At 65.5% G+C, this 25,029-nt stretch carries 28 protein-coding genes; 10 read left to right on the top strand and 18 right to left on the bottom strand.

Annotation, left to right across the window (positions count from 1 at the left end):
* Nucleotides 1-113: 113 nt before the first annotated feature.
* Nucleotides 114-413: a DUF1153 domain-containing protein gene (locus NP825_RS13700; RefSeq protein ID WP_242770829.1), complete on the bottom strand. Its 300-nt coding sequence runs from the start codon at nt 411-413 to the stop codon at nt 114-116.
* 2 nt (nt 414-415) lie between these two features.
* Nucleotides 416-799, bottom strand: a complete 384-nt coding sequence (locus NP825_RS13695) for a hypothetical protein (protein ID WP_257544404.1) — start codon at nt 797-799, stop codon at nt 416-418.
* A gap of 144 nt (nt 800-943) precedes the next feature.
* Between NP825_RS13695 and mnmA the strand changes: the two genes are divergently transcribed.
* The 7 genes from mnmA to NP825_RS13660 all read left to right on the top strand — a co-directional run bounded on the left by mnmA (nt 944) and on the right by NP825_RS13660 (nt 4,922).
* Nucleotides 944-2,080: a tRNA 2-thiouridine(34) synthase MnmA gene (gene mnmA / locus NP825_RS13690; RefSeq protein WP_257544402.1), complete on the top strand. Its 1,137-nt coding sequence runs from the start codon at nt 944-946 to the stop codon at nt 2,078-2,080.
* 53 nt (nt 2,081-2,133) lie between these two features.
* Entirely contained in the window at nt 2,134-2,556 is a 423-nt protein-coding gene (locus NP825_RS13685) for a hypothetical protein (RefSeq protein ID WP_257544400.1), read from the top strand.
* A gap of 92 nt (nt 2,557-2,648) precedes the next feature.
* Entirely contained in the window at nt 2,649-2,789 is a 141-nt protein-coding gene (locus NP825_RS13680) for a hypothetical protein (RefSeq protein WP_257544398.1), read from the top strand.
* Between the two features lie 33 nt (nt 2,790-2,822).
* Nucleotides 2,823-3,509: a DsbA family oxidoreductase gene (locus NP825_RS13675; protein WP_257544394.1), complete on the top strand. Its 687-nt coding sequence runs from the start codon at nt 2,823-2,825 to the stop codon at nt 3,507-3,509.
* A 56-nt stretch (nt 3,510-3,565) separates the two neighbouring features.
* Nucleotides 3,566-3,874, top strand: a complete 309-nt coding sequence (locus NP825_RS13670; RefSeq protein WP_257544392.1) for a hypothetical protein — start codon at nt 3,566-3,568, stop codon at nt 3,872-3,874.
* A gap of 299 nt (nt 3,875-4,173) precedes the next feature.
* On the top strand, nt 4,174-4,563 hold the full coding sequence (locus tag NP825_RS13665) for a thermonuclease family protein (protein ID WP_257544390.1): 390 nt from the start codon (nt 4,174-4,176) through the stop codon (nt 4,561-4,563).
* Between the two features lie 119 nt (nt 4,564-4,682).
* Nucleotides 4,683-4,922 carry a DUF2171 domain-containing protein gene (locus NP825_RS13660; protein ID WP_257544388.1) on the top strand — a complete coding sequence of 80 codons (240 nt, stop codon included), beginning with the start codon at nt 4,683-4,685 and terminating at the stop codon, nt 4,920-4,922.
* Between the two features lie 114 nt (nt 4,923-5,036).
* On the opposite strand, the gene NP825_RS13655 is transcribed toward NP825_RS13660, so the two are convergent.
* Complete coding sequence (locus NP825_RS13655; protein WP_257544386.1) at nt 5,037-5,498, bottom strand: hypothetical protein; 462 nt, start codon at nt 5,496-5,498, stop codon at nt 5,037-5,039.
* A gap of 130 nt (nt 5,499-5,628) precedes the next feature.
* Nucleotides 5,629-5,787: a hypothetical protein gene (locus NP825_RS13650; RefSeq protein ID WP_257544384.1), complete on the bottom strand. Its 159-nt coding sequence runs from the start codon at nt 5,785-5,787 to the stop codon at nt 5,629-5,631.
* Between the two features lie 212 nt (nt 5,788-5,999).
* Between NP825_RS13650 and NP825_RS13645 the strand changes: the two genes are divergently transcribed.
* On the top strand, nt 6,000-6,479 hold the full coding sequence (locus tag NP825_RS13645; protein WP_257544382.1) for a hypothetical protein: 480 nt from the start codon (nt 6,000-6,002) through the stop codon (nt 6,477-6,479).
* A 42-nt stretch (nt 6,480-6,521) separates the two neighbouring features.
* On the opposite strand, the gene NP825_RS13640 is transcribed toward NP825_RS13645, so the two are convergent.
* The 8 genes from NP825_RS13640 to NP825_RS13605 all read right to left on the bottom strand — a co-directional run bounded on the left by NP825_RS13640 (nt 6,522) and on the right by NP825_RS13605 (nt 17,287).
* A complete protein-coding gene (locus NP825_RS13640; protein ID WP_257544380.1) occupies nt 6,522-7,205 on the bottom strand; it encodes a hypothetical protein in 684 nt (227 codons plus the stop codon).
* 199 nt (nt 7,206-7,404) lie between these two features.
* Nucleotides 7,405-7,719 carry a GIY-YIG nuclease family protein gene (locus NP825_RS13635; protein WP_257544378.1) on the bottom strand — a complete coding sequence of 105 codons (315 nt, stop codon included), beginning with the start codon at nt 7,717-7,719 and terminating at the stop codon, nt 7,405-7,407.
* A gap of 259 nt (nt 7,720-7,978) precedes the next feature.
* Nucleotides 7,979-8,611, bottom strand: coding sequence for a DUF4145 domain-containing protein (locus NP825_RS13630; RefSeq protein WP_257544376.1), 633 nt, complete (start codon nt 8,609-8,611; stop codon nt 7,979-7,981).
* A gap of 33 nt (nt 8,612-8,644) precedes the next feature.
* A complete protein-coding gene (locus NP825_RS13625) occupies nt 8,645-8,875 on the bottom strand; it encodes a hypothetical protein (RefSeq protein ID WP_257544374.1) in 231 nt (76 codons plus the stop codon).
* Between the two features lie 128 nt (nt 8,876-9,003).
* Complete coding sequence (locus tag NP825_RS13620; RefSeq protein ID WP_257544371.1) at nt 9,004-10,068, bottom strand: ribonucleotide-diphosphate reductase subunit beta; 1,065 nt, start codon at nt 10,066-10,068, stop codon at nt 9,004-9,006.
* Nucleotides 10,069-10,188: 120 nt separating this feature from the next.
* Entirely contained in the window at nt 10,189-12,138 is a 1,950-nt protein-coding gene (locus NP825_RS13615) for a ribonucleoside-diphosphate reductase subunit alpha (RefSeq protein WP_257544369.1), read from the bottom strand.
* Nucleotides 12,139-13,137: 999 nt separating this feature from the next.
* Nucleotides 13,138-15,429 carry an EAL domain-containing protein gene (locus NP825_RS13610; protein WP_257544367.1) on the bottom strand — a complete coding sequence of 764 codons (2,292 nt, stop codon included), beginning with the start codon at nt 15,427-15,429 and terminating at the stop codon, nt 13,138-13,140.
* Between the two features lie 115 nt (nt 15,430-15,544).
* On the bottom strand, nt 15,545-17,287 hold the full coding sequence (locus tag NP825_RS13605; RefSeq protein WP_257544365.1) for an acyl-CoA dehydrogenase: 1,743 nt from the start codon (nt 17,285-17,287) through the stop codon (nt 15,545-15,547).
* Nucleotides 17,288-17,338: 51 nt separating this feature from the next.
* Here NP825_RS13605 and NP825_RS13600 point away from each other — a divergent pair, with 51 nt between their 5' ends.
* A complete protein-coding gene (locus tag NP825_RS13600; RefSeq protein WP_257544363.1) occupies nt 17,339-18,298 on the top strand; it encodes an L-threonylcarbamoyladenylate synthase in 960 nt (319 codons plus the stop codon).
* Nucleotides 18,299-18,470: 172 nt separating this feature from the next.
* Here NP825_RS13600 and NP825_RS13595 read toward each other — a convergent pair whose 3' ends face one another.
* The 5 genes from NP825_RS13595 to NP825_RS13575 form a co-directional block, all read right to left on the bottom strand.
* Nucleotides 18,471-19,373: a DMT family transporter gene (locus NP825_RS13595; protein WP_257544361.1), complete on the bottom strand. Its 903-nt coding sequence runs from the start codon at nt 19,371-19,373 to the stop codon at nt 18,471-18,473.
* A gap of 183 nt (nt 19,374-19,556) precedes the next feature.
* The gene (locus NP825_RS13590; protein WP_257544359.1) at nt 19,557-19,928 is read right to left on the bottom strand and encodes a hypothetical protein; all 372 of its coding nucleotides are present in this window, start codon (nt 19,926-19,928) and stop codon (nt 19,557-19,559) included.
* Nucleotides 19,928-21,529 carry a S10 family peptidase gene (locus tag NP825_RS13585; RefSeq protein WP_257544357.1) on the bottom strand — a complete coding sequence of 534 codons (1,602 nt, stop codon included), beginning with the start codon at nt 21,527-21,529 and terminating at the stop codon, nt 19,928-19,930. The genes NP825_RS13590 and NP825_RS13585 overlap by 1 nt, the downstream gene beginning before the upstream one ends.
* Before the next feature lie 115 nt (nt 21,530-21,644).
* Nucleotides 21,645-22,418, bottom strand: a complete 774-nt coding sequence (locus tag NP825_RS13580) for an SDR family NAD(P)-dependent oxidoreductase (RefSeq protein ID WP_257544355.1) — start codon at nt 22,416-22,418, stop codon at nt 21,645-21,647.
* Nucleotides 22,415-22,918, bottom strand: coding sequence for a thioredoxin family protein (locus NP825_RS13575; RefSeq protein WP_257544352.1), 504 nt, complete (start codon nt 22,916-22,918; stop codon nt 22,415-22,417). The genes NP825_RS13580 and NP825_RS13575 overlap by 4 nt, the downstream gene beginning before the upstream one ends.
* A gap of 56 nt (nt 22,919-22,974) precedes the next feature.
* Between NP825_RS13575 and NP825_RS13570 the strand changes: the two genes are divergently transcribed.
* Nucleotides 22,975-24,492 carry an acyl-CoA carboxylase subunit beta gene (locus tag NP825_RS13570; protein WP_257544349.1) on the top strand — a complete coding sequence of 506 codons (1,518 nt, stop codon included), beginning with the start codon at nt 22,975-22,977 and terminating at the stop codon, nt 24,490-24,492.
* Nucleotides 24,493-24,687: 195 nt separating this feature from the next.
* Here NP825_RS13570 and NP825_RS13565 read toward each other — a convergent pair whose 3' ends face one another.
* Nucleotides 24,688-24,960 carry a LytTR family DNA-binding domain-containing protein gene (locus NP825_RS13565; RefSeq protein WP_257551433.1) on the bottom strand — a complete coding sequence of 91 codons (273 nt, stop codon included), beginning with the start codon at nt 24,958-24,960 and terminating at the stop codon, nt 24,688-24,690.
* Nucleotides 24,961-25,029 lie beyond the last annotated feature (69 nt).

Genomic DNA, 25,029 nt, shown 5'->3' with positions numbered 1-25,029 from the left:
GTGAACGCCAGAGTTGCAAAGAAATTTTCAAATCTCTGGAATCGAACGGATTTCAGGCAAAAAAAGAGGGCGCCAGAAGCGCCCTCTTCCTACCATGTCGCACGGGATCGCGATCAGAAGCGCTGCTGGCGCTCGTAGAGATCGCGATAGTGCTGGATGCGGGTGACGCGCAGGCCCGGCATACCGCTGCGGTCGATCGACCGCTGCCAACCGGCGAACTCTTCGAGCGTCAGGCCATAGCGTTCGCACACTTCATCGACGGTCAGCAGACCGCCGTTGACCGCGGCCACGACCTCTGCCTTGCGGCGAACGACCCAGCGGGTGGTGTTCGCCGGCGGCAGCGTGTCGAGCGTCAGCGGTTCGCCGAGCGGACCGATGACCTGAGCGGGCCGGATTTTCTGATTCTCGATCATGTTCATTCCATATTGTCTTCGTCGTGGGGGATCGGCGAGGCCGACAACCAGGGTGCTACATGCAAGGGGTTCAACATCGACTGAAACCCTCTGGTAAACGGGCTGTTCACAGTTTCGGTCAGGACGTTCGCTCCATCGGACAGGTCGAGGAAACGAACGGGCCGCGCCGCCATTTGTTCCGTCGCGGCGGGCGCGGCGGCCAGAAAATGGCTGAGGGCGTTAACGCGTGCCGCGTGGCGTTCGCGACTCGCCCGCGCGCGCAGCATGCGAACCGTCGGCGAGGCCGCCTGGCGTGCCGTGGACACCGCGAGCAATATGTCGAATCCCGGCTCCGACAGGCGGGCCGCGCCGGCAAGCTGTGGCAGATCGGACGGGTCGACGTTCATTCCATCCGTCTAGCGGAGAGGGGCTAAGGTCCAGTAAATGCCCATTTCATGGCTTGTTAGCGAAGCTTAACCCCCGTCAATATCTTGACGCTTGCGGCGGAAAAGCTGGCATTTCGGGTGATCCATCCCTAGATGGCGCGAGCGATGATCGAGACGATTTCTCCCCCCGCCGGCGCTGTTCGCGCCGACTTTCAGCTTGCCGAGCCGCTGAAGGACCGGCGAGTCGTCGTCGCGATGTCGGGCGGTGTCGATTCGAGCGTGGTCGCCGCGCTCGCCGCGCGGTCGGGCGCCGAGGTGATCGGCGTGACGCTTCAGCTCTATGACCATGGCGCCAAAGCGAAGCGCGTCGGCGCCTGCTGCGCGGGGCAGGATATCCGCGATGCGCGCGCGGTCGCCGACCGGCTGGGCTTTGCGCACCATGTCCACGATCATGAAAGCCGATTCCGCGACACGGTGATCGACCAGTTCGCCGACGAATATCTGGCGGGCCGGACGCCGATTCCGTGCGTGCGCTGCAACATGGGGGTGAAGTTCACCGATTTGTTCCAGCTCGCGAAGGATCTGGGCGCCGACTGCCTGGCGACCGGCCATTATGTCCGCCGCGTGATGGGCTCCGCGGGCGCCGAGCTCCACCGCGCGGTCGATCCGGCGCGCGACCAGAGCTATTTCCTGTTCGCGACGACGCAGGAACAGCTCGACTTCCTGCGCTTCCCGCTCGGCGGCCTCGAAAAGAGCGTGGTGCGCGAGATCGCGCGCGACCTGGGCCTCGGCGTCGCGGGCAAGCCCGACAGCCAGGACATCTGCTTCGTTCCCGACGGCGATTATGCGACGCTGGTGAAAAAGCTGCGCCCCGAAGCCGACGATCAGGGCGAGATCGTCCATGTCGACGGCCGCATCCTCGGCGCGCATCGCGGTCTTATCCATTATACGGTCGGCCAACGGCGCGGGATCGAGATCGGCGGGCAGGCCGAACCGCTCTATGTCGTCCGCCTTGATGCCGAAAAGAAGCACGTTATCGTCGGGCCGCGCCGCGCGCTCGCGGTGTCGGGGGCGCGGCTCGGCGAGGCGAACTGGCTGGATGCGGTCGAGGGACGGTCGGTGCTCGCCAAGGTGCGCAGCATGGCAAAGCCGGTGCCCGCGCGCATCGAAGCCGACCGGCTGGTCTTCGCCTCCCCCGAATATGGCGTCGCGCCGGGGCAGGCGGCGGTGCTCTATGACGCCGCCGACGAAAGCCGCGTGCTTGGCGGCGGCTGGATCGAAGAAACCTTTCCCGCGGAATAGATTGCACTTTCCCTCCCGATGCCGCAGCCTGCGTGCAAAAGGGGAGACGAGTCATGGTCAACTGGGTCTTGCGCGGCGCCGTTCTGCTGTGGGCGCTGTTCTTTGCGATCGTCGGGCTGCGCGGGATTTTCGATCCGGCGAGCTTCACCGAATTGTTCGGCATCGTCGTCGAAGGCGCGGCCGCCAATACGGTGCGCGCCGACCTGTCGGCCTTTTTCCTCGTCGCGGCAGGCGGTGCGGCGGTGGGCGCGCTGGTGCCCGGCTGGTCGCGCGCGCTGCTGGTGCCGGCGGCGCTGTACGGCACCGCGCTCGTCGGCCGGCTGATCGGAGCCGGCAGCGGCGATCTCGTCAACGCCGGCATCGTCCAGGCGATGATCATCGAGGCGCTGTCGACCGGGCTGATGGTCGCAAGCTGGTGGATGCTGTCGCGGCCTGCACCGGTCGTGGCCGGGGCGTCCGCCGATACGGTGCATTGAAGCGGGCGTTGCCCGCAAACTTGTCTTTTTAACCATTATGTGAGTAACTGGCGCCGGGTCGCTTCTGTTTCCTTTGGGTGGGAGGGGAGCGTATGGCAGCCGAGGACAAGCGCGGCGGCGACAGGCGGGGGACGGACCGGCGGGTCGCCGACGACCCCGATTATAAAGGGCCGGAACGCCGCAAGGGCGACCGGCGTTCGGGCAAGGAGCGCCGCGAATCCGACAGGTCGTAGTGCGGTGGCCGGCCCCTGGCTGGAGATGAATCCGTGACCGGTCTGCCGCGCCTTTCGATCGACATCGTCTCCGACGTGATGTGCCCCTGGTGCATCGTCGGCTGGCTGAAGTTCGAGAAGGTGATGGCGCATTTCGCGGGGCGGCTGGACTTTCGCGTCCAGTGGCACCCCTTCGAGCTCAACCCCGATATGCCGCCTGAAGGCGAAGACGCCGCGAGCCATGTGATGCGCAAATATGGCATCAGCGCGGAACAGAGCCGCGCGAACAGCGGCAGGATGGCGGCGGTCGCGGCCGACCTGGGGTTCGCCTTCAATCGCGGACCCGGTTTCCGGATGCGCAACAGCTTCGACGCGCACCGCCTGCTGAGCTGGGCGGGGGCGCTCGAGGAGCCCGAGCAGGCCGCGGCGACGGGCGTACAGACCGCGCTCAAGCTGGCGCTGTTCCGTGCTCATTTCACCGACAATCGCGATGTGAGCGATCCCGCGGTGCTCGCCGATATCGCGGCGTCGGTGGGGCTCGACCAGGGCCGCGCGGCGGCTCTGCTCGCCGGTGACGACTATGGCGAAATGGTGCGTACCGAGGAGGCCTATTGGGCCGACCGGAACGTGACGGGGGTTCCGGCCTTCATTCTGGGCGGGCGGATGCTCGTCCCCGGTGCGCAGGATCCCGAGGTCTTCATTCGCGTGATCGAAACCAAGGTGCTGGCAGCCGCCGCCTGAAGGAACGGCAGCGCGGCTCCGCGCGTTTCCCGGTCGTCCCTCGAAAGGAGCCGGCCATGATCGACGATCCCCAGCGCAGCAGCGAAGCCCCCGAAGCGCGGAACCGCGAACAGGATGACGAGGAGGCGCAGGCGCAGACGGTCGCCGAAGCGGCGCGCCGCGCCCGCCCGCTGGGGGAGAGTCGCAAGGCCAAGGCGCAGGGCGAAACCGACGATGTCGAGGATCTGGTCGATCATATGCGCCAGATGGAGCGATCGGGCCGGATCGACATGGACGCCTATCGCGGCGAACGCAGCGACGACGATGAAGAAGACGAACTGGGCCCCGGCGGGGTCGACGACGACGAGCCGCGCGGGGCGCCCTGACCGGCGGCAGGCAGCGCATCGCGATCGATCGATAATGGCGCCCGAGCGGGTGCGATTGCGCCCGATCTCCGCCAAGGCGGAGGTGCTTCATTGGCATTTCCTTCAGCCTTCGATGGCAGAAGGCGGGCATGGCCCGTTCTTACCGTCCGCCTCCCCCACGTCCTGCGCGCAGGTCCCGATCCCGAAGCCGGAACCGCCGCGATCGCTTCGCGCTGTGGCTGACGCTCGTCGTCTGCGGCGGGTTCGCCGGCACTCTCGCGGCCTTGCAGGCCGGCTCCGTTCCGCGGGCGGCCGCCGAAATGGCTGTTCTTGCTGCCCCCTCCGCCCCTGCTCATGACGGCCTGTCGGCGCGCTTCGGCTTCTGCCGCACGGGCGGCGGACGGAACTGTGTCGTTGATGGCGACACCTTCTGGTTCGAGGGCGAGAAATATCGCATCGCCGACATCGACACCCCTGAAACCCATCCGCCGCGCTGCGCCGAGGAGGCGGCGCTCGGCAAGGCAGCAACCGAGCGGCTGCAGCGCTGGCTGAATGACGGTGCGTTCAGCCTGGAGAGCATCGACCGCGATACCGATCGCTATGGCCGCAAGCTGCGCGTCGTGACGCGCGGCGGTGCGAGCGTCGGCGATGCGCTGGTTGGCGCGGGACTTGCGCGGCGCTGGGAAGGTCATCGGCGCCCCTGGTGCTGATGCTCCGTCGAAGGCCGGCGCGGCTTTCGGGCGGCTCGTCGGAGGTGCTGGAGCCGACTCGCTTTCCGTGCGTATGATGGCCAAGGCTCCCGCTTTCGGGAGCGGCAAGGAGATTTGTCATGGCCGAGCATGATCACAGCGCGATCAAGGAACATATGAACGTCATCGGCGCCGACGGCGTCCACATCGGCACCGTCGATCATCTCGATGGCGAGCGGATCAAGATGACCAAGGCCGACAGCGGCGACGGCAAGCATCATTATCTGCCCGCCGGGCTCGTCGCGGCGGTCGAAGGCGACACGGTGCGCCTGTCGGCGAACGCGGCCAATGCGGTCGACCTGTTCGAGGAAGCTGAATAGCCGGACACAGATGGCCGGGGCCGCAATCCGGCGCCCCGGCACTCGAAACTGGCCCGTCCCACCACAGCGGGGCGGGCCGTTTTCGTTCGCCCTGACGCGAGGTCGCGCCGGGGGTCAGCGCATCTGGGCCGCCGCGCTGCCGTGGGCGTTGGCGCGGATTTCGGCCTTGGACAGCTTGGTCACCAGCGGGCCGGTGACGCTGTCGGCCTTGCTGTAGAGTGCGGCGAGCGGGATGTTGTAGAGCTTGCCGCCGTCGACGATCACCGCATTGTCGCCGTCGATACTCTGCACCGTGCCGATGTCGTTGCCCGCGGTGTCGGTCACCTGCGCGCCGGCGCGCACCTGTTCGCGCGCCGCGACGACCAGTTTCGTTTCGTCGATCGCACCATTCACCGTGCCGTCGACGCGATCGACGGTATCGCCGACCTGATCGGTGACGGCGCCCACGGTTCCGGCGACCGGACCGGGGCCCGCGCCGACGGTCGCATCGACCGTGCCGCCGACGCCCACCTGCGCGATCGCGGGGGCGGCAAGCGCCGCGGCACCCGCGGCGATGAGGGTGAGAGCCTTGCGCATCGAATATCTCCTCGGTTGCGGGCAGCCGTCAGCGGCGCCCTCCGCACCGAAAACCGGCGGGCGGCGGAGATGTTGCAAAAGCGGCGGCGAATCGCGGCTGCCGCGCGACGAGCGGCTGAGCGCGCGCCCGTCAATGCGCCTTTGCGGGCGCGGGCCTCGCGGCGATCAGCTTGGTCAGCGTCGCGATGCGGCGGCGCGCGGCGCTCCAGTCGCGTTCGGGATGCGCCCGGATCTGGCCCAGGAGGACATCGAGTTCCTTGCGGCGATCGCCTTCGGTCACGGCCTGCATGGTCTTTCTCCTTCGCGGCCAAGCATAGCATAGCCCGCCCGCGCCGTGCAGCCGCTCGCCGCGCGCACGGGGCGGCGCGTCGGGTCGGAGCCGCGATCGGTCCGCGGGCGGAGCGCGTTCGGCGAGCGGCGGACTGGCGCGGCGCCGCCGCCGTGCCTATCTATCGCGCGATGCAGCAGGGGGACCGGACCATTACCAAGAGACCCGTTATCGTGATCGCACGGTTGAAGGCGAAACCGCTGCTGGCGGGGCAAGTGGTTGCGGCGCTGATCTTCGTCGGGCTGGGGCTGGCGCAGGCGTGGCCGGTGCGCGGCGACGGGGCGGGGGCGATGCTGCGTGCGCTGCTGTTCGGCGATGCGGTGGCGACGGCGGCGCTGCTGGCGGCGGCCTATGCGTTCTGGACCTGTCTGCGGCTGTGGCGTCAGCGCGACTCCTATGTGTTCCACGACGGTGCGCGGCTCTATCGCGGCAGCACGCTGTCGTGGCCGCTGGCGGCGATCCGCGACGTGGTGAGCGAGCGCGACCGCTTGGGTATCCCGACGCTGCGGCTGGTCGTCGACGACGATAGCGAGGTCACGCGGCCGCTGGTGCCGCTGCCTCTGCTCGATGGCTCGGCCGAGGCGGTGCGCGGCGGCGTGCTGTTCGCGGCGGCGGGAATGCGCGGGGTGCCGAGCGGGGTGACGCTGAATTGAGGGGGCCGGGGCTGCTCTGGCAGTCCCAAAGTTCAGTAAAGTTCAGCCCAACGGACGTTCCGTATCGGCCGCATGGACCGCGCCTGCGGCTTCGTCCGCGTCGTCGCGATACCAGGGCGGCAGCTCTCCGTCGCACATATCGGCAACCTCCAGCGCCACCGCGAAATCGCCCGGGGGCATCAGCGCGGCGGGCGCGGCGGGCGGTTCGGGGTGCAGATGCACAAGGGCCTCGGCCACGCCGGAGGCTGCGGGGGCGGCGATGCGGTCGGGTCCGGCCCCGCGAAACCGGTCTGGGCCATAGGCGCGCAGCAGGAACATCAGCATTCGGTCGCTCTGGCGCAGGCGGCGGCCGACACGGTTGCCGTCGCGATCGAACACCGGCTCGTCGGTGCCGACCAGCGCGCGCTCGAAGGCGGCGTCGAGCAATTTCTTCGACGCCGCGTCGATCGCCGCGCCCCAAGCGCGGTCGAACGCCTCGGCGCCGGGCGAGCGGCGCAGGCGATAGGCGGAGGATTCGGACATGCCGACGCGCTGCGCGGCGGTGGCGACCGAGCCGGTATCGGCCAGCGCCTCGATAAAGGCGCGCTGCCTATCGGGCGACCAGCCGTCCTTGCGGCGCTTTTTCAGCACCGGCACCCAGTCATAGGCGGCGGGGTCATGGCCGTGGGCGTCGAGCGCGGTCGTGGCGGTGGGATCGGGCGAGGGGATGGGGGCGATGTGGCTCATCCGCCAGTTTGGAGCATAGCGGGAGAATGTAGGAAAGGGGGTTTTGAGGTTGGGGGTGCGAAATAGGATTGGGAGGCGTTGAGCGTGAAAGGCTTACCTTTCCTGCGTCGTCATCCCGGACTTGATCCGGGATCCATGCAGCGGCGGTAGGAATGGATCCCGGATCAAGTCCGGGATGACGAAGAGGGGGGAGGAGGTGTCACCTGCCCAACGGTGGCAGACCCAGTTCCTCCGCCAGATCGCGCCAACCGGGGTTCGTCTTCTCGATCAGTTCGATCTTCCACTTGCGCTGCCAATTCTTGATCTGCTTCTCGCGCGTAATCGCGACGTGCATCGTTCCCGCGAGTTCGAACCAGACCAGCGTTTTGACGCCATAGCGTTTGGTGAAGCCATCGAAGCTGCCGTCGCGGTGCTGGCAGATGCGCTGGATCAGGTGTGAGGTGACGCCGGTGTAGAGCGTGCCGTGCCGCGCGCTGGCCATGATATAGGCGCAGGGCTGAAAGTCGGCGTGCATGGGGTGAAGGCTAGGGCGGCGATGGACCCCCGATCAAGTCCGGGGTGACGAGATGTAGATCGAACCGGATGCTTCTCTTCGGATCGCCGAGCTAAGTCATGCTCCACTCGTCACGCCGGACTTGCTCTGGCATCCACGCGGCGTAGGACATTTGGGGATTTAGTAAGCTGTCACCGTAATCCCACCGTAATCCTAGTAAGCTGTCACCGTAATCCCACCGTAATCCGTCACCGTAATCCCGTCACCGTAATCCTAAATATCATTCCGTTGATCTCTTCTGCCGATTTATCTCAACCATTTTAGGAAGAGAAAATGCGTAAATCAGAAATGCTTCCGTAAATTTCTGTGCAGATGTGGCGTCATCCAGAGTCTCTGGTTCTTCGTCGTGTACGGCGTCGTTTCCGTCTATTCTTATTTCATGTGACCAGTCGCCCATGGATTGGGTCAGTGTTCCGCTTTCTACGAGTTTGTTTATTCTTGCGAAGAGGGTATCTTTCGAGTTTTGCGGATCAAGAATCTTCGTTGCGATATCTAGTGTTTTACGAAACATCGCGCCAGCAGCATCCCACCTCTTTTCGTACAAATTTCTCAAGCCTTGGTCGTAGAATCCGCCAATGTTTTCTGGAACTCCGTCAGGGATGTCAGATTTGAAACTCGGCCATACTGCTGAGATGATATAATTGTTCCCCGGGTACTCGACCCTATTCGCTATGAGATCAATATGTTGACTGTTCAGGGCTTGCGAATGGACGGTAATGCCTCGATTGCAGACGCCACATACGGCGAGAAATTGAGCGTTACGCGTGTCGCGTTCTTGCCACTGGAAGCGTATTGAAAATCCAGCGCCCTTGGTTCGGCAATGGGGGCAGTTATAGCAAAACTGAGTCTTCATGCTTCGCGGCCGTTTTCTCTATATTTGACGACTTCAAACCGAAAACCCGCCCGAGTTCCGCCGGTTCGACCCAGCCGCCAGCACCTTCTTCCCCGTCGGGGTCAGCGCCCATTTTGCGCCCTGCTGCGCGACCAGACCCAGCGTGACGAGTTCATCGCGCACGGGATCGCTGGGGAGTTGGGGGCGGCGGTTCGAGAGGCCCTCGAGGGTTGCGCGCTGCGGTTGGCTGAGGATCAGCAGTTTCTGTTTTTTCTTGTCGGTCATTCGGGTGGCCTTTTGACTCTGTTCCTGTGCGGGGTATGCAAGCGGTTCTGCCCTCCCCGCTGCGACTAGCGAACAAGTTCGCAAGTCTCGCTGCCCCTCCCGCTTGCGGGAGGGGGTTGAGTGCGCGTTTATTCCGCGGCGATGCCGGCAGCCTTGAACATGTCCTCGCCGTCGCTTTCGGCGTCGTTGACCGGCGCGGCGTCGTCGTTGCTCTTGGCCTTCTTGCGGCTGTCGAAGCTGGTCCACACCGTGTTCCAGTCGCCGCGCGTCGCGCCCTTGCTGTACTCGGTCGCGCGGGTTTCGAAGAAGTTGGCGTGCTCGACGCCGTTGAGCAGCGGGGCGAGCCAGGGGAGCGGATGTTCGTCGATCATGTAGATCGGCTGGAAACCGAGCTGCCCGAGGCGCCAGTCGGCGATGTAGCGGATGTAGCGCTTGATCTCTTTCGGCGTCATGCCGGGGACGGGGCCCTGTTCGAAGGCGAGGTCGATGAACGCATCCTCGAGCCGCACCGTCTTCTGGCAGGTGTCGATGATGTCTTCCTTCACCGCCTTGGTCAGGCAGTCGCGTTCCTTGGTGAAAGTGTGGAACAGCTTGATGATGCCTTCGCAGTGGAGGCTTTCGTCGCGGATCGACCAGCTGACGATCTGACCCATGCCCTTCATCTTGTTGAAGCGCGGGAAGTTCATCAGCATCGCGAAGCTGGCGAAGAGCTGCAAGCCTTCGGTGAAGCCGCCGAACATCGCGAGGGTGCGCGCGATATCCTCGTCGCTCTCGACCCCGAAAGTGCCCATATAGTCGTGCTTGGCGCGCATCTCGTCATATTCGAGGAACATGCCATATTCGCTCTCGGGCATGCCGATCGTGTCGAGCAGGTGGCTGTACGCCGCGATATGCACCGTTTCCATGTTGCTGAACGCGGTCAGCATCATCTTGATCTCGGTCGGCTTGAACACGCGGCCGTATTTTTCGTGGTAGCAATCCTGCACCTCGATATCGGCCTGGGTGAAGAAGCGGAAAATCTGGGTGAGCAGGTTGCGTTCATGGTCGCTGATCTTTTGCGCCCAGTCGCGGCAATCCTCGCCCAGCGGCACTTCCTCCGGCACCCAGTGGATCTGCTGCTGGCGCTTCCAGAACTCGAACGCCCAAGGATATTCGAAGGGTTTGTAGGTCTTGCGGGCTTCTAGCAGCGACATTGCGGGTTCCTCGGGTTCTGATCTTCTGTCGTCATCCCCGCGAAAGCGGGGACCCAGTGTTGCGTGACCCCGTCCTGGGTTCCCGCTTTCGCGGGAATGACAGGAAGGGGGAGTGCAGCCCTACTGGCAGGCCAGACACTCGTCGTAATCGGTGCTCTCGGCGCTGAGTTCGTATTTCGGCGCCTCGGCGGTGTTGTCGGCCTCGACCCCGCCCGCGAAGCCGGCGCGCTGCACCGATTTCGAGCGGAGATAGTAGAGCGATTTGATGCCGAGTTCCCACGCGCGATAGTGGAGCATGAGCAGATCCCATTTCTCGACGTCCGCCGGGATGAACAGGTTCAGCGACGCCGCCTGATCGATATAGGGGGTGCGGTCGGCGGCGAGTTCGAGCAGCCAGCGCTGGTCGATCTCGAAGCTGGTCTTGTAGCAATCCTTCTCGTCCTGGGTCAGGAAGTCGAGGTGCTGGACGCTGCCGCCGCGTTCGAGGATCGAGTTCCAGACCGCGTCGCTGTTCTTCGCCTTGTCGACGAGCAAAGCCTCGAGGTGCGGGTTGCGGATCGAGAAGCTGCCCGACAGCGTCTTGTGGGTGTAGATGTTCGCGGGGATCGGCTCGATGCAGGCGCTGGTGCCGCCGCAGATGATGCTGATCGACGCGGTCGGTGCGATCGCCATCTTGCAGCTAAAGCGCTCCATCACGCCCTGATCGGCGGCGTCGGGGCAGGGGCCGCGTTCCTTGGCGAGCAGCATCGACGCCTGATCGACCTGCGCGCGGATATGCTTGAAGACGCGCAGGTTCGACGACTTCGCCATCGCGCCCTCGAACGGCAGGCCGCGCGCCTGAAGGAAGCTGTGGAAGCCCATCACGCCGAGGCCGACCGAGCGTTCGCGGCTCGCGCTATATTTGGCGCGCGCCATTTCGGGCGGGGCGCGGTCGATATAGTCCTGCAGGACATTGTCGAGCATGCGCATCACGTCCTCGATGAAGCGCTTGTCGCCGTTCCACTCGTCCCAGGTTTCGAGGTTCAAGGACGAGAGGCAGCAGACCGCGGTGCGGTCGTTGCCGAGATGGTCGCGGCCGGTCGGCAGGGTGATTTCCGAGCAGAGGTTCGAGGTCGAGACCTTGAGCCCGAGGTCGCGATGATGCTTGGGCATCATGCGGTTCACCTGGTCGATGAAGATGATGTAGGGTTCGCCGGTGGCGAGCCGCGTTTCGACGAGCTTCTGGAACAGGCTGCGCGCGTCGACGGTGCCGCGGACGCTCTGATCCTTGGGGCTGCGCAGGTTGAATTCCTTGCCGTCGCGGACGGCCTCCATGAACTCGTCGGTGATCAGCACGCCGTGGTGGAGGTTCAGCGCCTTGCGGTTGAAGTCGCCCGAGGGCTTGCGGACCTCGAGGAACTCCTCGATCTCGGGGTGCGAGATGTCGAGATAGCAGGCGGCCGAGCCGCGGCGGAGCGAGCCCTGCGAAATCGCGAGGGTCAGGCTGTCCATCACCCGGACGAAGGGGATGATGCCGCTGGTCTTGCCATTGAGGCCGACGGGTTCGCCGATGCCGCGCACCGCGCCCCAATAGGTGCCGATGCCGCCGCCGCGGCTGGCGAGCCAGACATTCTCGTTCCAGGTGCCGACGATGCCTTCGAGGCTGTCGTCGACCGAGTTGAGGTAGCAGGAGATGGGCAGGCCGCGACCGGTTCCGCCGTTCGAGAGCACCGGGGTCGCGGGCATGAACCAGAGCTTCGAGATATAGTCGTAGAGGCGCTGGGCGTGGTCGGCGTCGTCGGCATAGGCCGAGGCGACGCGCGCAAAGAGATCCTGGTACGATTCGCCGGGGAGGAGGTAGCGGTCGCGCAACGTTTCCTTGCCGAAATCGGTGAGCAGCGCGTCGCGGCCGGCGTCGGTCGCGACGTCGAATCGGCGCGCGTGAACCTTGGGCTCGCCGCTGTCGTTCAGCTTGGTGGTCTCGGGGGTCGATTCGCCCCCCGATTCGCCCTTCGCCGGAGCGTCCGTCTTTGCCAGTTCCATCGTCGCCACGTCGCTCGTCTCCACCCGTTCCGTCTCGCGAAAATCCATCTAACTCGCCCTCATATTGCCTATGCGCCGCGGCGCATATGTTCCTGTCTTGTTCGACTCAGGGCGAAGCCCCGATCCTAGCATCTAAACGCGTCCCCGGGGGCACTTATTTTCGGCGCACAGAGAGTTTTCCCGTGCCCATGGCTCATGGGCGACGGAAATCCGCCACTTTCAGTCCGATACTATTTCTTGGGGTGCCCCCGTGGTCGACCCACCACCTATAGTGCCACGTCGGCGCGCCGATGCAAGACGGTAAATGACAGATTGAGGACTCAACTCGTCGATAATTTGATTCGGTTCACCGCTGGAAAAAGGCATTCCACGGCCCCAACCGCGCTTTTCCTAGGGGCTTGGGCCGTTGCGGCGCGAAAGGATAAAATGCGGCGTCGGTCGCAACGCCGATCCCGGCCGCGGGGGGCAGTGGAAGGTTGCAAAACGCCATGTGAAGATGGCGGGCTTCGGGGGTGGCGGTGCTATCCTTCACCGTCATTCCCGACCTTCGACAGGCTCGGGACAGACTTGATCCGGGATCTATTTTCTCAGCGCTGGATGAATGGATCCCGGATCAAGTCCGGGATGACGAGAGTCTGAAAGTCGCGCGCAGCATCTCTTACCTTCGTCATTCCCGCGAAAGCGGGAACCCAGTGAGGAGTCAGCCGACGCGCGCTCTGGGTTCCCGCCTTCGCGGGAATGACGAAAGTTAGGAAGGGGCGGCCTCCCGCCCCAATGCGGTCCTCGGTCGGGTTTGTATCCTCGAATCGGCAAAGAAAAAGGGCCCCGGACACGTCCGGAGCCCTTTTCTGATTTTGTGTCCAGGTTAGGCCGAGCCGCCACCGCTACCGGTGCCGCCGCCACCCAGGAACTTCCAGAACCAACCCATGTCAGATCTCCTGTTGGCACTGCCCACGAGGAACAGTTAACGGAGCATATACCTTAATAGACAAGGTAAATCGAGTCTTAACTATAATCCCGCACGGACGATTGCTGCCAATCTGGCAGTCAGGCGGTGCGGCTGTGGGGGGAAGCGGAGAGGCTATTCACCAATTCGGTAAATAGCTGGGGTTTTCCAAGCAGATATCCTTGACCGACATCGCAGCCCAACTGGCCCAGAAGCGCGAGCGTCGGCGCGTCCTCGATGCCTTCGGCGACCGCGACGGCGCCCAGACGGTGCGCCAGATCGATCGTCGACTTGACGACTTCGAGGTTCCGCTGCGAATCGCGCATCGTCATCACGAATCGCTTGTCGATCTTGATTTCGTCGGCTTCGATCTCGGTCAGATATTCGAGATTCGACTGGCCGGTACCATAATCGTCGATCGACAGGCGGATGCCGGCGCGGCGGAGCTGTGCGAGCGTTTGCTTCGCCTGACGACTGTTTTCGATCTGCGCGGTTTCGGTGATCTCGATCGTCAATTTCTCGGCAGGCAAGTGATGCGCGGTCAGCATCACGCGGATCGTCCCCACGAGGTCGCTGTGGTCGAGCAGGGTTGCCGATAGGTTGACCGACATATGGATATCAAGCCCGCGCTGGTGAAGGTCGGCCGCCGAGCGGATCGCCTGATCCATCACGAACAGCGTGAGGCGATAGATGTCCTGGCTCCTTTCGGCCTGGACGATGAATTCGTCGGGTGGGATCGGGCCGCGCGTCGGGTGCGTCCAGCGCGCAAGCGCCTCGACCCCGACGAGCTCCTTGGTCGCGATCGCATATTGCGGCTGGAAAGCGACCCAGATGTCGCCGCCCGACAGGGCATCCTCGAGCTGCGAATGGAAGGACAATTGCCAGCCGGCATCGTCCTTTTGCCGCGGCGTATATTTGGTCCACAGCGAGCGGGTGCGGATCGACTTTTCGGCGGCGACGAGCGCGGCGGCCAGGCGCTGGGCGTTCGAGCCCTCGAACTCGTCGTTGACGCCGAAGGCGATGGCGACGTCGACGCGAAGCTCGCCGATCGTCAGCGGCGCGTTGAACAGCGCGGCAAGGCCCGCGAGCTGCCCCTCGATCTGGCTGTGCTGATAATAGGGAACGAGCCAGGCGAAGGTGCCGTCGAGGTCATGATGCAGCACCGTGCCCTGCGAGGCGAGCTGGAGGCGGCGGGTGACCTGCTCGACGAGCTTGCCGATGCCGTCGCCGGGAATGAAGGCGGCGAGATCTTCGAAATTGACGACCTTGGCGGCGATGACCGTCGCGCTGCCGAAGGGGGCCTGACTGCGCAAAGCCTCGAAATTGGGAAGGCCCGAGATGGGGTTTTCGCGCTGTGCGGAGTCGCGGCGGCGCGTGCGCGAGACATTAGCGCCGATGACCATGAGGTAGAAGAAACCCGCGCCCACCGAGATGGTGACGAGTTGCGACGAAAGTATCGCCTTTGCGACGATGAGCGCCGCCGCTACGCCGAGGCCGACGAAGCTGAAGCGACGGCTGCGGCCCGCGAGCAGCAGCGGCATTGTCATGAGGACGGCGAAGCCGAGCGCCGGCGACCAGCTGAGATTGACGGGATTGCCACGGCGCAGCGTCTCACCCGCGATGAGATGAATATAGGCCCCCGGCACCAGATCATGGCCCGGGAGATAATGGCCGTCGGAGAGTCGCGAGGCCGTGGGCGCGAAGATCACGTCCTTGCCGGCGAGTTCGCGTGCGCCCACTTTCCCGCGGATCACGTCGATTGCGCTATATTGCTTGATGCTGTCTGTGCGGTAGGAAAAGTCGATCCGGAAGACGCTCGGCCGGTCGCCCGACTTGTTGGCGAGCACTGCGGCGAAGCTCGGCAATAGACGTCCCTCGGCATCGTACATCAGCGGTACGTCCCAGACCTGCCAGATCTGATATTCCCACGCGAGGCTTGCCTGGGCAGCCTGCTTGCCGAACGACGGGTCGGGAAAGATGGTAACGACTCGATCGGACCCGGGCACCGAGCGCGTCGGGACGCCGAGTACGGCGCGTTTGCCCATCGCGCGTACTGCGGCGGTGATGCTTTTGAGGCCGCCATAATCGTCGGGCCGCTGATAATCGAAATCGATGAACAGCCGTTTCGCGTGCGCCCGGTCGATCGCGCGGATCAGCGCGGCATGGTCGCGCCGCGAGAATTCGCCGCCGCGTGAGGCACCAAGCGTGCGGTCGTCGACGCCGACGACGACGATGTCGCCCGAAACGTTGCGATAGGCGAACTGGCTGGTGAGGCTGGCGATCAGCCGATCGGGCAGTTCGCCCGCGCCGCTGATGCCCACGATGATGCTGAGCAGAAGCGACAGCGCAAGCGTACGCCAGCTGACGATCATCTTCTGTCCGAGCTTGGGCACGCAGGTCTCCGGCAATTGCCGGATGCATCTATCCCGACTTGGTTATCATTGCGTTAATCATGGCCCCGATCCTGCCCCCTCGCATTGTGCGAGAGGGCAAGGATTTCCGCTGTCTTCAGGCGATCGCCGGCAGCGGCGCGAGCGCCGCGTCGCCGGCGAGCGCCGAGGCGGCGAGACCGACGGCCGCCGGGACGATCTGTTCGAGGTAGAAGCGGGTCGAGGCGATTTTCGCTTCAAGGAAGACGGTGTCGCCTTCGCCCGCGTCGAGCGCGGTCTTCGCCGCCCGATGCTGGGTCGCCATCAGCCAGCCGCAGGTCGCGGTCGCGAGCATGGTGAGATAGGGATAGCTGCCCGCGAGCCGGTCGGGCGTCGAGGCCTGTTCGAGCCAGTCGGTGACGTGGCGGCAGGTCTCGGCAAGCTCGGCGAGCTGCGGGAAATCGGGGGCGCCGTGCGCGATGTCGTCGATCAGCGCACGCACCCCGTCGCCGCCCGCGAGGCCGAGCTTGCGCCCGACGAGGTCGGCGGCCTGGATGCCGTTGGTGCCTTCGTAGATCGGGGCGATGCGCGCGTCGCGATAATGCTGTGCGGCGCCGGTTTCCTCGATGAAGCCCATGCCGCCGTGGACCTGGACGCCGAGGCTTGCCACCTCGCAGCCGATGTCGGTCGCGTGCGCCTTGGCGAGCGGAATGAGGACGTCGGCGCGCAGCTTCGCCGCCTCGTCCCCGAGCTTGCCGAAATCGGTCTGCGCCGACGCATAATAGATCAGCGCACGCGCGGCCTCGGTCTGTGCGCGCATCCGCCACAGCATTCGCTTGACGTCGGGATGATGCTCGATCGTCACGGGGGCGCGGTCGGCCGAACCCGCGAGCGACGACTGGACGCGCTCGGCGGCATAGCGCTGCGCCTGCTGGGTCGCGCGCTCGGCGATCTGGACGCCCTGGCAGCCGACCATCAGCCGGGCGTTGTTCATCATCACGAACATCGCCTTCATGCCGCCCATCTCGTCGCCGACGATCTCGCCGAGGCAATCCTCGCCCTCGCCATAAACCATCACCGCGGTCGGCGAGCCGTGGATGCCGAGCTTGTGTTCGATCGAGGCACAATGGACGCCGTTGCTGATCGTCGGATTGCCATCGGCGTCGAGGCGGTATTTGGGGACGAGGAAGAGCGAGATGCCGCGCGTCCCCTCGGGCGCGCCGGGGGTACGGGCGAGGACAAGGTGGACGATATTGTCGGTGAGATCGTGCTCGCCGAAGGTGATGAAGATCTTCTGGCCCTTGATCTTGTAGAGTCCGGCGTGCTCGCCTTCGGTGATCTTTTCGGCGGTCGAGCGGAGCGCGCCGACGTCGCTGCCCGCGCTCGGCTCGGTGAGGTTCATCGTGCCGTTCCACGCGCCGGTGATCAGCTTGGGGAGCCAGGTCCGGCGCTGTTCCTCGGTGCCATAGGCCATTAGCGCGTGGATCGCGCCGGGGGTCAGGATGTTGCAGAGGGTGAAGCCCATGTCGGCGGTGCCCAGCGCCTCGATCACCACGGTCGCGAGGGTGAAGGGCAGGTCCTGTCCGCCATATTCGGACGGGCCGTCGAGGCTGCCCCAGCCCGCCTCGACGAACTGCCGGTAAGCCTCCTTGAAGCCTGGGGGCATGGTGACCTTGCCGTCCTGCCATTTGGGGTTCTGCGTGTCGCCGACACGGTTGAGCGGGGCGTAGACCTCCGCCGCGAAGTCGCCGATTCCGGTAACGATCGCCTCGACCATGTCGGGGGTCGCGGCGGCATATTTCTCGTGGGTCGCCATCGCGTCGATGCGCGCAATGTGATCGAGGACGAAAAGCTGTTCGGTGGTGGGCGGCGTGTAGGTCATGGGGTGCCGACTTTCCTGGTGATTCCGTTGCAGGCGGCGCTATAGCGCGGCATGGCCGAGGGTCAAACGAACGAACCCGCCGGGACCGAAATCCGTCCCTATGGCGCCGACGCGATTTCGCGCGCGGCGGCCTGCATCGCGCGCGGGCTGCCGGTCGCGGTGCCGACCGAGACGGTCTATGGCCTTGCCGCCGATGCGCGCGACTCGGCGGCGGTCGCACGCATCTATGCCGCAAAGGGGCGGCCCGATTTCAACCCGCTGATCGTCCATGTGCCGTCGCTGGCGGCGGCCGAGAAGCTGGGCGTGTTCGGCGAAACGGAGCGGGCTCTGGCCGGGGCCTTCTGGCCGGGGCCGCTGACGCTGGTCGTGCCGCGCACCCACGATTGCCCGGTGGCGAACATCGCGACCGCGGGGCTGGGCACGATCGCGCTGCGCGTGCCGGGGCACCGCGCGATGCAGGCGCTGCTCGAAGCGACCGGCGCGCCGCTCGCCGCGCCGAGCGCCAATGCGAGCGGGCGGATCAGCCCGACCAGGGCGGAGCATGTGCTCGCAAGCCTCGACGGGCGGATCGCGCTGGTGATCGACGACGGCGCGACGACCGCCGGGGTCGAATCGACGATCGCGCGGGTGGCGGACGGCGCGGTGCAGATATTGCGGCCGGGGCCGGTCACTGCGGCGATGCTGGCGGAGGCTTCGGGGCTGGCGGTGACGGGCCGCGCGGGCGCCGACGTCGTCGCGCCGGGGATGCTCGCGAGCCATTATGCGCCGGGCAAGCCGGTGCGGCTCAATGCCGCCGGGTTCGAGGCCGACGAGTTCGGGATCGGGTTCGGCGGGCTCGCGGGCGACTATCAGCTCAGCGCGGATGGCGATGCGGTCGAGGCGGCGGCGCGGCTTTTCGATGCGTTGCACGCGGGCGCGGCGAGCGCGAAACCGCGAATCGCGGTTGCGGCGATCCCCGACGCGGGGCTGGGCGCGGCGATCAACGACCGGCTCGCGCGCGCGGCGGTGTGAAAATATCTCACACAAAGACACAAAGAGGTCAGCTTTTCCGCTCGTGCCGATCTGGCACCCGCGCGTAGCGTCTTATCGAATATCGCCTGCGGCGATCGGATGCGTCCGCGACGGTGCGCGCCCTCTTTGTGTCTTTGTGTGAGATAAATAGGGACTGTCCCTATTTTTTGGATCAGGCCGCCGCCGGTTCCACCGGGTCGCCGTGCGGGGTTTTGCGGGCGACGATCAGGCAGGCGGCGACGATCAGCAGCGCGCCGGCGATCGTCGGCCAGGTGACCGGCTCGTTGTAGAAGACCCAGCCGAAGGTCATCGCCCAGAGGAAGCCGGTATATTCGGTGGTCGCGAGAATCTGCGCCTCGGCGCGGGCGTAGGCCCAGCTCAGGAGCAGCAGCGAGATCGTCGCCAAGGTCGCGGCGCCGAGAATAGGCGGGGCATGGCTTGTGTCGGGCACCACGGCGAACCACGGCGCGCCGAGCGCAAGGAACAGGGTGACGAACAGATTCTGGAAGAAGGCGATCTCCATCGGCCCCGCCATCTTCGCCTGCCGCCGCGCGAGGATGAGGTTGTAGGCGTAGAAGACCGCCGACAGGAACACCGCGCCGACCGCCCATAAGGCTTCGGGCGCATAGTCGCCGCCGCCGAGTTTGCCCGCGACGATGACGATCACGCCGATCAGCCCGAGCATCGAAGCGGCGATCGAGCGCGGACCGATCTTCTCGCCGAGGAAGATCGCCGCCATGTAGAGCGTCAGCAGCGGCGCGACAAAGGCGAGCGCAATGGCTTCGGCCATCGGCAGCCGCGCGAGCGCCCAGAAGAAGGTGATCGCCATCCCCGCGACGAACAGCGCGCGCCACGCGTGGATGCGCATCGTCGGCGCGTCGGGCATCGCGGGGCGCATCGCGAAATAGAGCGCCCCGCTGAGCAGTGCGCCCGCGCCGGTGCGCCAGAACACGGCGTTATAGGCGCCGATGCCGATCGACAGCCCCTTCATCAGCACGTCCATCGCCGAATAGGTCGCGATCCCCGCGCAGGCTACGAGAAAGGGGATCAGCGGGGACGGCGAATCGGGGCGCATGGGTGGGGCTGTAGGGCGTGATCGGTTTTTAATGAAGCTGCCGTGTGTCCCCGCGAAGGCGGGGACCCAGAGTTACACAGCGTGTGCCCTGTCCTTGACGCTCTGGGTCCCCGCCTTCGCGGGGACACACATATTATTCGATCCCGCTGCTCTGCCGGACGAAGCCACCGCGCGTCGGCGGTTTCAGTAAACGATCATCTCGGAAGCATCGTCGTCGCTTTGCCAAATATGGCCGCATTCGAAGGCGCTTTCTTCCGAATGGAGGATCAGGCACTGCCCGTCGTCGAATAGGAGCGCGAGGCGGAACGGTTCGACGTCGATCGAGGCGATGGTTCGGGCGATCAGGCGATGGAGAAGGAGAGGCGGACCCGTGTGGGCCGCGCAATCGTAGCGGCAGGATTGTCCGCTCTTCGTCACATGATCGACGTCATGGTCGATATGGATGCCGCCGCCGTTCCAGAAATGAAGCTGGACCGAATTGGGATCCAGACAAACCTGCCCCAACTGTTTTCCGATCAGGAAATGCAGGTCGGGGGCAGGAGGAAAGCTCCGCATTATTCGCCGATCCCGTCGGTCCGCCGGATGAAGTCGGCGACGTCGCTGTGCATCTCGCCGAGCAGCGCGGGGTTCACATAGACCATGTGGCCCGAGCTATAATATTTATAGGCGATGTTTGCCTGGAGCTCCTTCGGGACGGGAAGGTGCCTCAGTTCGTACTTCCCGGCGAAATAGGGGGTCGAGACGTCGAAATAGCCGCCGGTGACGAGCAGCTTCATCTTCGGATTCTGCTTCATCGCGACCGCGAGGTCGGGGAGGACGTTGGGGAGCGCGATCAGCGCGCGGTCGGCGCCGGGCGGGCGGTGCTTGTAGTCCCAGCTCGAATAGACATCGAGCCCGCCCTCATAATGCGTCCCCGCGCCATAGCCGAGCGTGCCGCGCACATAGTCGTTGAAGGCGGCCGTATACGCCGCGCCGATCGCGCTGCCCTGCGGGTCGTTCGACGCGACCTTGCTCAACGGATCGAGCGTCGCGCCGGTGAAGCGGGTGTCGAGCGTGCCCGTCGTCAGCCCCTTGTCGGCGAGCAGTTCCTTTTGCAGCGCGCCATATTCGATGCGGAGGTTGGTCCTCAGCAGATAGTCGACGGAGAGGCCGGTGAAGGCGTGGAGCTTCGTCGCGACCGCCTGCCGCTCGGCATCGGAGAGGTCGTTGCCCTTCATCAGCGCGAGCGTGTAGTCGCCGGTTGCGAAGGTCTCGGCCTCGGCGAGCCAGGAGGCGAGGTCGCGGCCCGCACCGGCGCGCTTGTGATACCAGGCGGTCGCGGCATAGGTCGGGAGCGACACCACATAGGGGAGGTCGACGCCCGGATTAAGCTGCGGATCGTCGGGGATCAGATCCCAGTTCAATATGTCGGAAAGCAGGATGACGCCATTGAGGTCGATGTCCTGTTTCTGCAGCGCGAGCGTCATTCCCGCCGCGCGCATCGTCCCATAGCTTTCGCCATAAAGATATTTGGGCGATTTCCAGCGGCCGTATTTCGACAGGAAATCGCGGACGAAGATCGTGAAGGCGTGGATATCCTGATCGACGCCGAACCACGCCTTCGCCTTGTCCTTGCCCGCGACGCGGCTGAAGCCGGTGCCGGGGGCGTCGACGAAGACGAGGTCGCTGACGTCGAGCAGGCTCTGGTCGTTGGCGACGGTGCGATAGGGGGCGCTGCCGTGTGCCAGATCGGGCGTTTCGACGCGCACCGGGCCATAGGCGCCCATGTGGAGCCAGAGCGTCGGCGAACCGGGGCCGCCGTTGAAGAGGAAGGTGACGGGGCGGCTGTCGGCGGGCGCGCCCTCTTTGAAATAGGCGGTGTAGAACATCGAGGCTTCGGAATTGGGGACGTCCTCGGCGGCGTCCTTGTCGCGTTTGCGCTCGATCGGGACGGTATCGTCCCAGCCCTTCGGGTGGATGACCAGCGTGCCCGCGACCGCGCGATAGGGAATGGCGACGCCGCCGACGGTCACCGAGCCGCGACTCTCGACCTCGGTGGCTGCGAACATCGGTTCGTCGGGGACGGGCTTTTCGGTCGCGGGGCGCGCTTCCTTCGACTGCGCGGTGGCGCAGCCGGCGAGAGCGAAGGCGAGCGTGGCGGCGGTGATGAATTTCATGCGATCGATCTCATCTTCATTGAATCGTCATTGCGAGCGGAGCGAAGCAATCCAGGGCGGCTTATGCCCGCTCTGGATTGCCACGCGGCTTCGCCGCTCGCAATGACGGGGCCTTTCAAAAGCGCGCCTGCCCGGCGCCGTCGATGTTGAGTTTCTGTCCCGAGCAATAGGGGTTAGCGTCCGACACGAACCAGAGCACCGCCGCGGCGACATCGTCGGGGGTGGAAACGCGGCCGAACGGGAATCGCGCGTCGAGATCGTGGATGTCGCCGCCGGTAATCGCGCGCGCGAGGCGTTCGCCCATGTCGCTGACGGTCAGCGACGGCGCGACGATGTTGACGCGGACGCCGTTTCGGACCTCCTCCTTGGCGAGCGTCAGCGCCAGCGCCTCGCCCGCTGCCTTCGCCATATTATAGGGCGCGCCGTTCGCGGCGTGGCCGAGCGTCGCGACGCTCGAGATGACGATGATGTCGCTGCGATCATGCTGGCGAAGCTGCGGCAGCGCGAGGCGCGACAGGCGGTGCGCGCCGACCGCGTGGATCGCGAGCAATTTCTCGACCTCGGCGGCGTCGGTGTCGGCGACGGCCTTGCCGCGGCTGGCGACGCCCGCATTATTGATCAGGATCGACAGCGGGCCGAAGTCGGCCGCGAGCGCGGCGATCATCGCGGCGGAGGCGTCCTCGTCGGCGACCGATGCCTGATAGGCCTTGGCCTTGCGGCCGAGCGCGGTGATGGCGGCGACGGTTTCGGCGGCGGCCTCGCCATCGCGGGTGTAATTGACCGCGACGTCGGCGCCTGCCCCGGCGAGCGCAAGCGCGATGCCGCGGCCGATGCCGCGCGATGCGCCGGTGACCAGCGCGGTGCGGCCCGTGAGATTCAAATCGGTCATTGCTCTTCCTCTTCCATCAGTTCGGCATAGATTTCATCGTCGCTGCGGCTCGCGGCATTGCGCCATTTGGGCGCCGTCTTGCGATTGAGGACATGGCCACCGGTGTCGAGGATCGCGACCGTCGGGGTGCCCTTGATACGGAAATGAAAGCGCTTCGGCACCTCGGGGTGCCGGACGAGTCCGGCGTGCGGCATCCCGATGTCGGCGAAGATGATGTCGTAGCGGGCGCGCACCGGCGCGAAGCGGGCGGTCATGATCAGGTTCGCGAGCCAGGCGCTGTCGTGACAGCTGTTGGTGCCCATGACGAGCAGGACATGCTTGCCTGAGCCTTCGGCCGCGGCGAGCGCGGCGTCGATCGCCTGCATGGCATCCGCGTCGGGATCGAAGGCGTCGGTCCTGTAGGGTTCGGCGACGCCGGCCATCGGGCGGGCTTCGCCTGCCGGAGCGGCGGCGGGCAGAAGCAGGAAGGCGGCAAGCGGGAACGCGATGAGGCGGGTCATGGCGGTACGATAGGTTTTGCATGACGTTTCCGTCAACGTCAGTTAGCTTCGCGCCCATGAGCTGGAAGAAAGAGATCGATGAACTCGCCGCGCGGCGCGCGATGGCCGAGAAGATGGGCGGGGCGGAGAAGGTCGCGCGCCAGCATGGGCGCGGCAAGATGGACGCGCGGGCGCGACTCGACGCGATCGTCGATCCGGGGAGCTTTCGCGAGATCGGCAAGATCGCCGGGCGGGGGAGCTATGGCGCCGACGGCGCGCTGGAAGATCTTGCCGCGAGCAATTTCATCTTCGGTCGCGCGAATGTCGACGGGCGGCCGGTCGTGGCCTCGGCCGACGATTTCACCGTGCGCGGCGGCGCGGCCGATGCGGCATTGCACCGCAAATTCATCCAGTGCGAGGCGATGGCACACGAATATCGCCTGCCGCTGATCCGCATGATCGACGGCACCGGCGGCGGCGGGTCGGTCAAGACGCTCGAGGATATGGGTTATACCTATATTCCGCATGTGCCGGGGTGGCATGAGATCATCGCCAATCTCGACACCGTGCCGGTCGTCGCGCTGGCGCTCGGGCCGACCGCGGGGCTGGGCGCGGCGCGCGTCGTCGCGAGCCATTACAGCATCATGGTGCGCGGGCTGTCGCAATTGTTCGCGGCGGGGCCGGCGGTCGCAGCGGCGATCGGCGACACGCTCGACCGCGAGGAACTGGGCGGGACCGACGTCCATACGCGCAACGGCGTCGTCGACGACGAGGTGGCGAGCGAGGCCGAGGCTTTCGCGGCGGCGCGGCGTTTTCTGTCCTATCTGCCGTCGTCGATCCACGACCGGGCGGCGCGGACGACGTGCAGCGATCCGGTGGGGCGCCGCGAGGAGGCCCTGCTGTCGATCGTGCCGCGCGAGGCGAAGCAGGTTTATTCGATGCGGCGGATTGCGAATGCCGTGTTCGATTCCGGCAGTTTCTTCGAGATGGGGTCGCGCTGGGGGCGCGCGGCGATCACCGCCTTTGCGCGGCTCGATGGGTATCCGGTCGCGGTGCTCGCGAGCGATCCCTCTTTTTTGGGCGGATCGTGGGATGCGAAGACGAGCGAAAAGGCCGAGCGCTTCGTCAAGCTGGCCGACCAGTTCCGGCTTCCGATCGTCCATCTCGTCGACAACCCCGGCTTCATGATCGGCGGCGAGGCCGAGCGGACGGGGACGATCCGTTACGGCGTGCAGGCGATGAACGCCATTTATCGCGCGACGGTGCCGCTGGCGTCGGTGGTGGTACGGCGCGCCTACGGAATCGCGGGGAGCGCGATGTCGAACGCCGAGCGGTTCCAATATCGCTTCGCCTGGCCTTCGGGCGACTGGGGCAGCCTGCCGATCGAAGGCGGGGTCGAGGTTGCCTACAAGAGCGAACTCGAAGCCGCCGAAGACCCGGCGGCGCATCTGGAGGCGATCAGGGAGCGGCTCAATCGCGTGCGCTCGCCGTTCCGCACGGCGGAGAAATTCGGGGTCGAGGATATTATCGACCCGCGGGATACGCGGCCGCTGCTCTGCGAGTTTGCGGAGCTGGCGTGGCGGGTGCTGGGATAAAAGCCGCTCCTCCCCCTTGATGGGGGAGGCAGCGAGACTTGCGAACTTGTTCGCTAGTCGCAGCGGAGGGGGTTTGGTTTCGGCCTGAAGTGGCGGTGCGGGGATGCACCGTCACCTCCACCATCCAACTTCGCCTAATCGCTTCGCGATAAGGCTTCGTATCCTTCCCCCTTCAAGGGGGAAGGGAGAAGGGTGTCAATCCTCCACATTTCCCCGATACCGCCGGCTGCCGCGCAGCATGGCGCCGCTGGCCATCTCGACATCAAAATCGCCGCTTTTCAGCGTGACGACGCGGCGCACCGCGTCGCGGCGGACGAGGCGGCTGCGGTGGATGCGGACGAAACCGGCGGCGGCGAGCTCGCTTTCGATCGCGGTCAGCGTCGCGCGGTGAAGCAACGTCTGGCCGCGCCACGTGATTTCCACATAATTGGCGGCGGCGGCGACATGCTCGATCTCATCGACCGGCAGATGGTGGGTGACCGCGCCGTCGCCGACCGCGAGCGTTGACCGGCCCCCACCGAGTGGTCCGCTGGGATT

Source organism: Sphingopyxis sp. DBS4, from assembly GCF_024628865.1.
In the GTDB taxonomy this organism is placed as follows: Bacteria; Pseudomonadota; Alphaproteobacteria; order Sphingomonadales; family Sphingomonadaceae; genus Sphingopyxis.
This window is presented reverse-complemented; position numbering and strand designations above follow the sequence as displayed.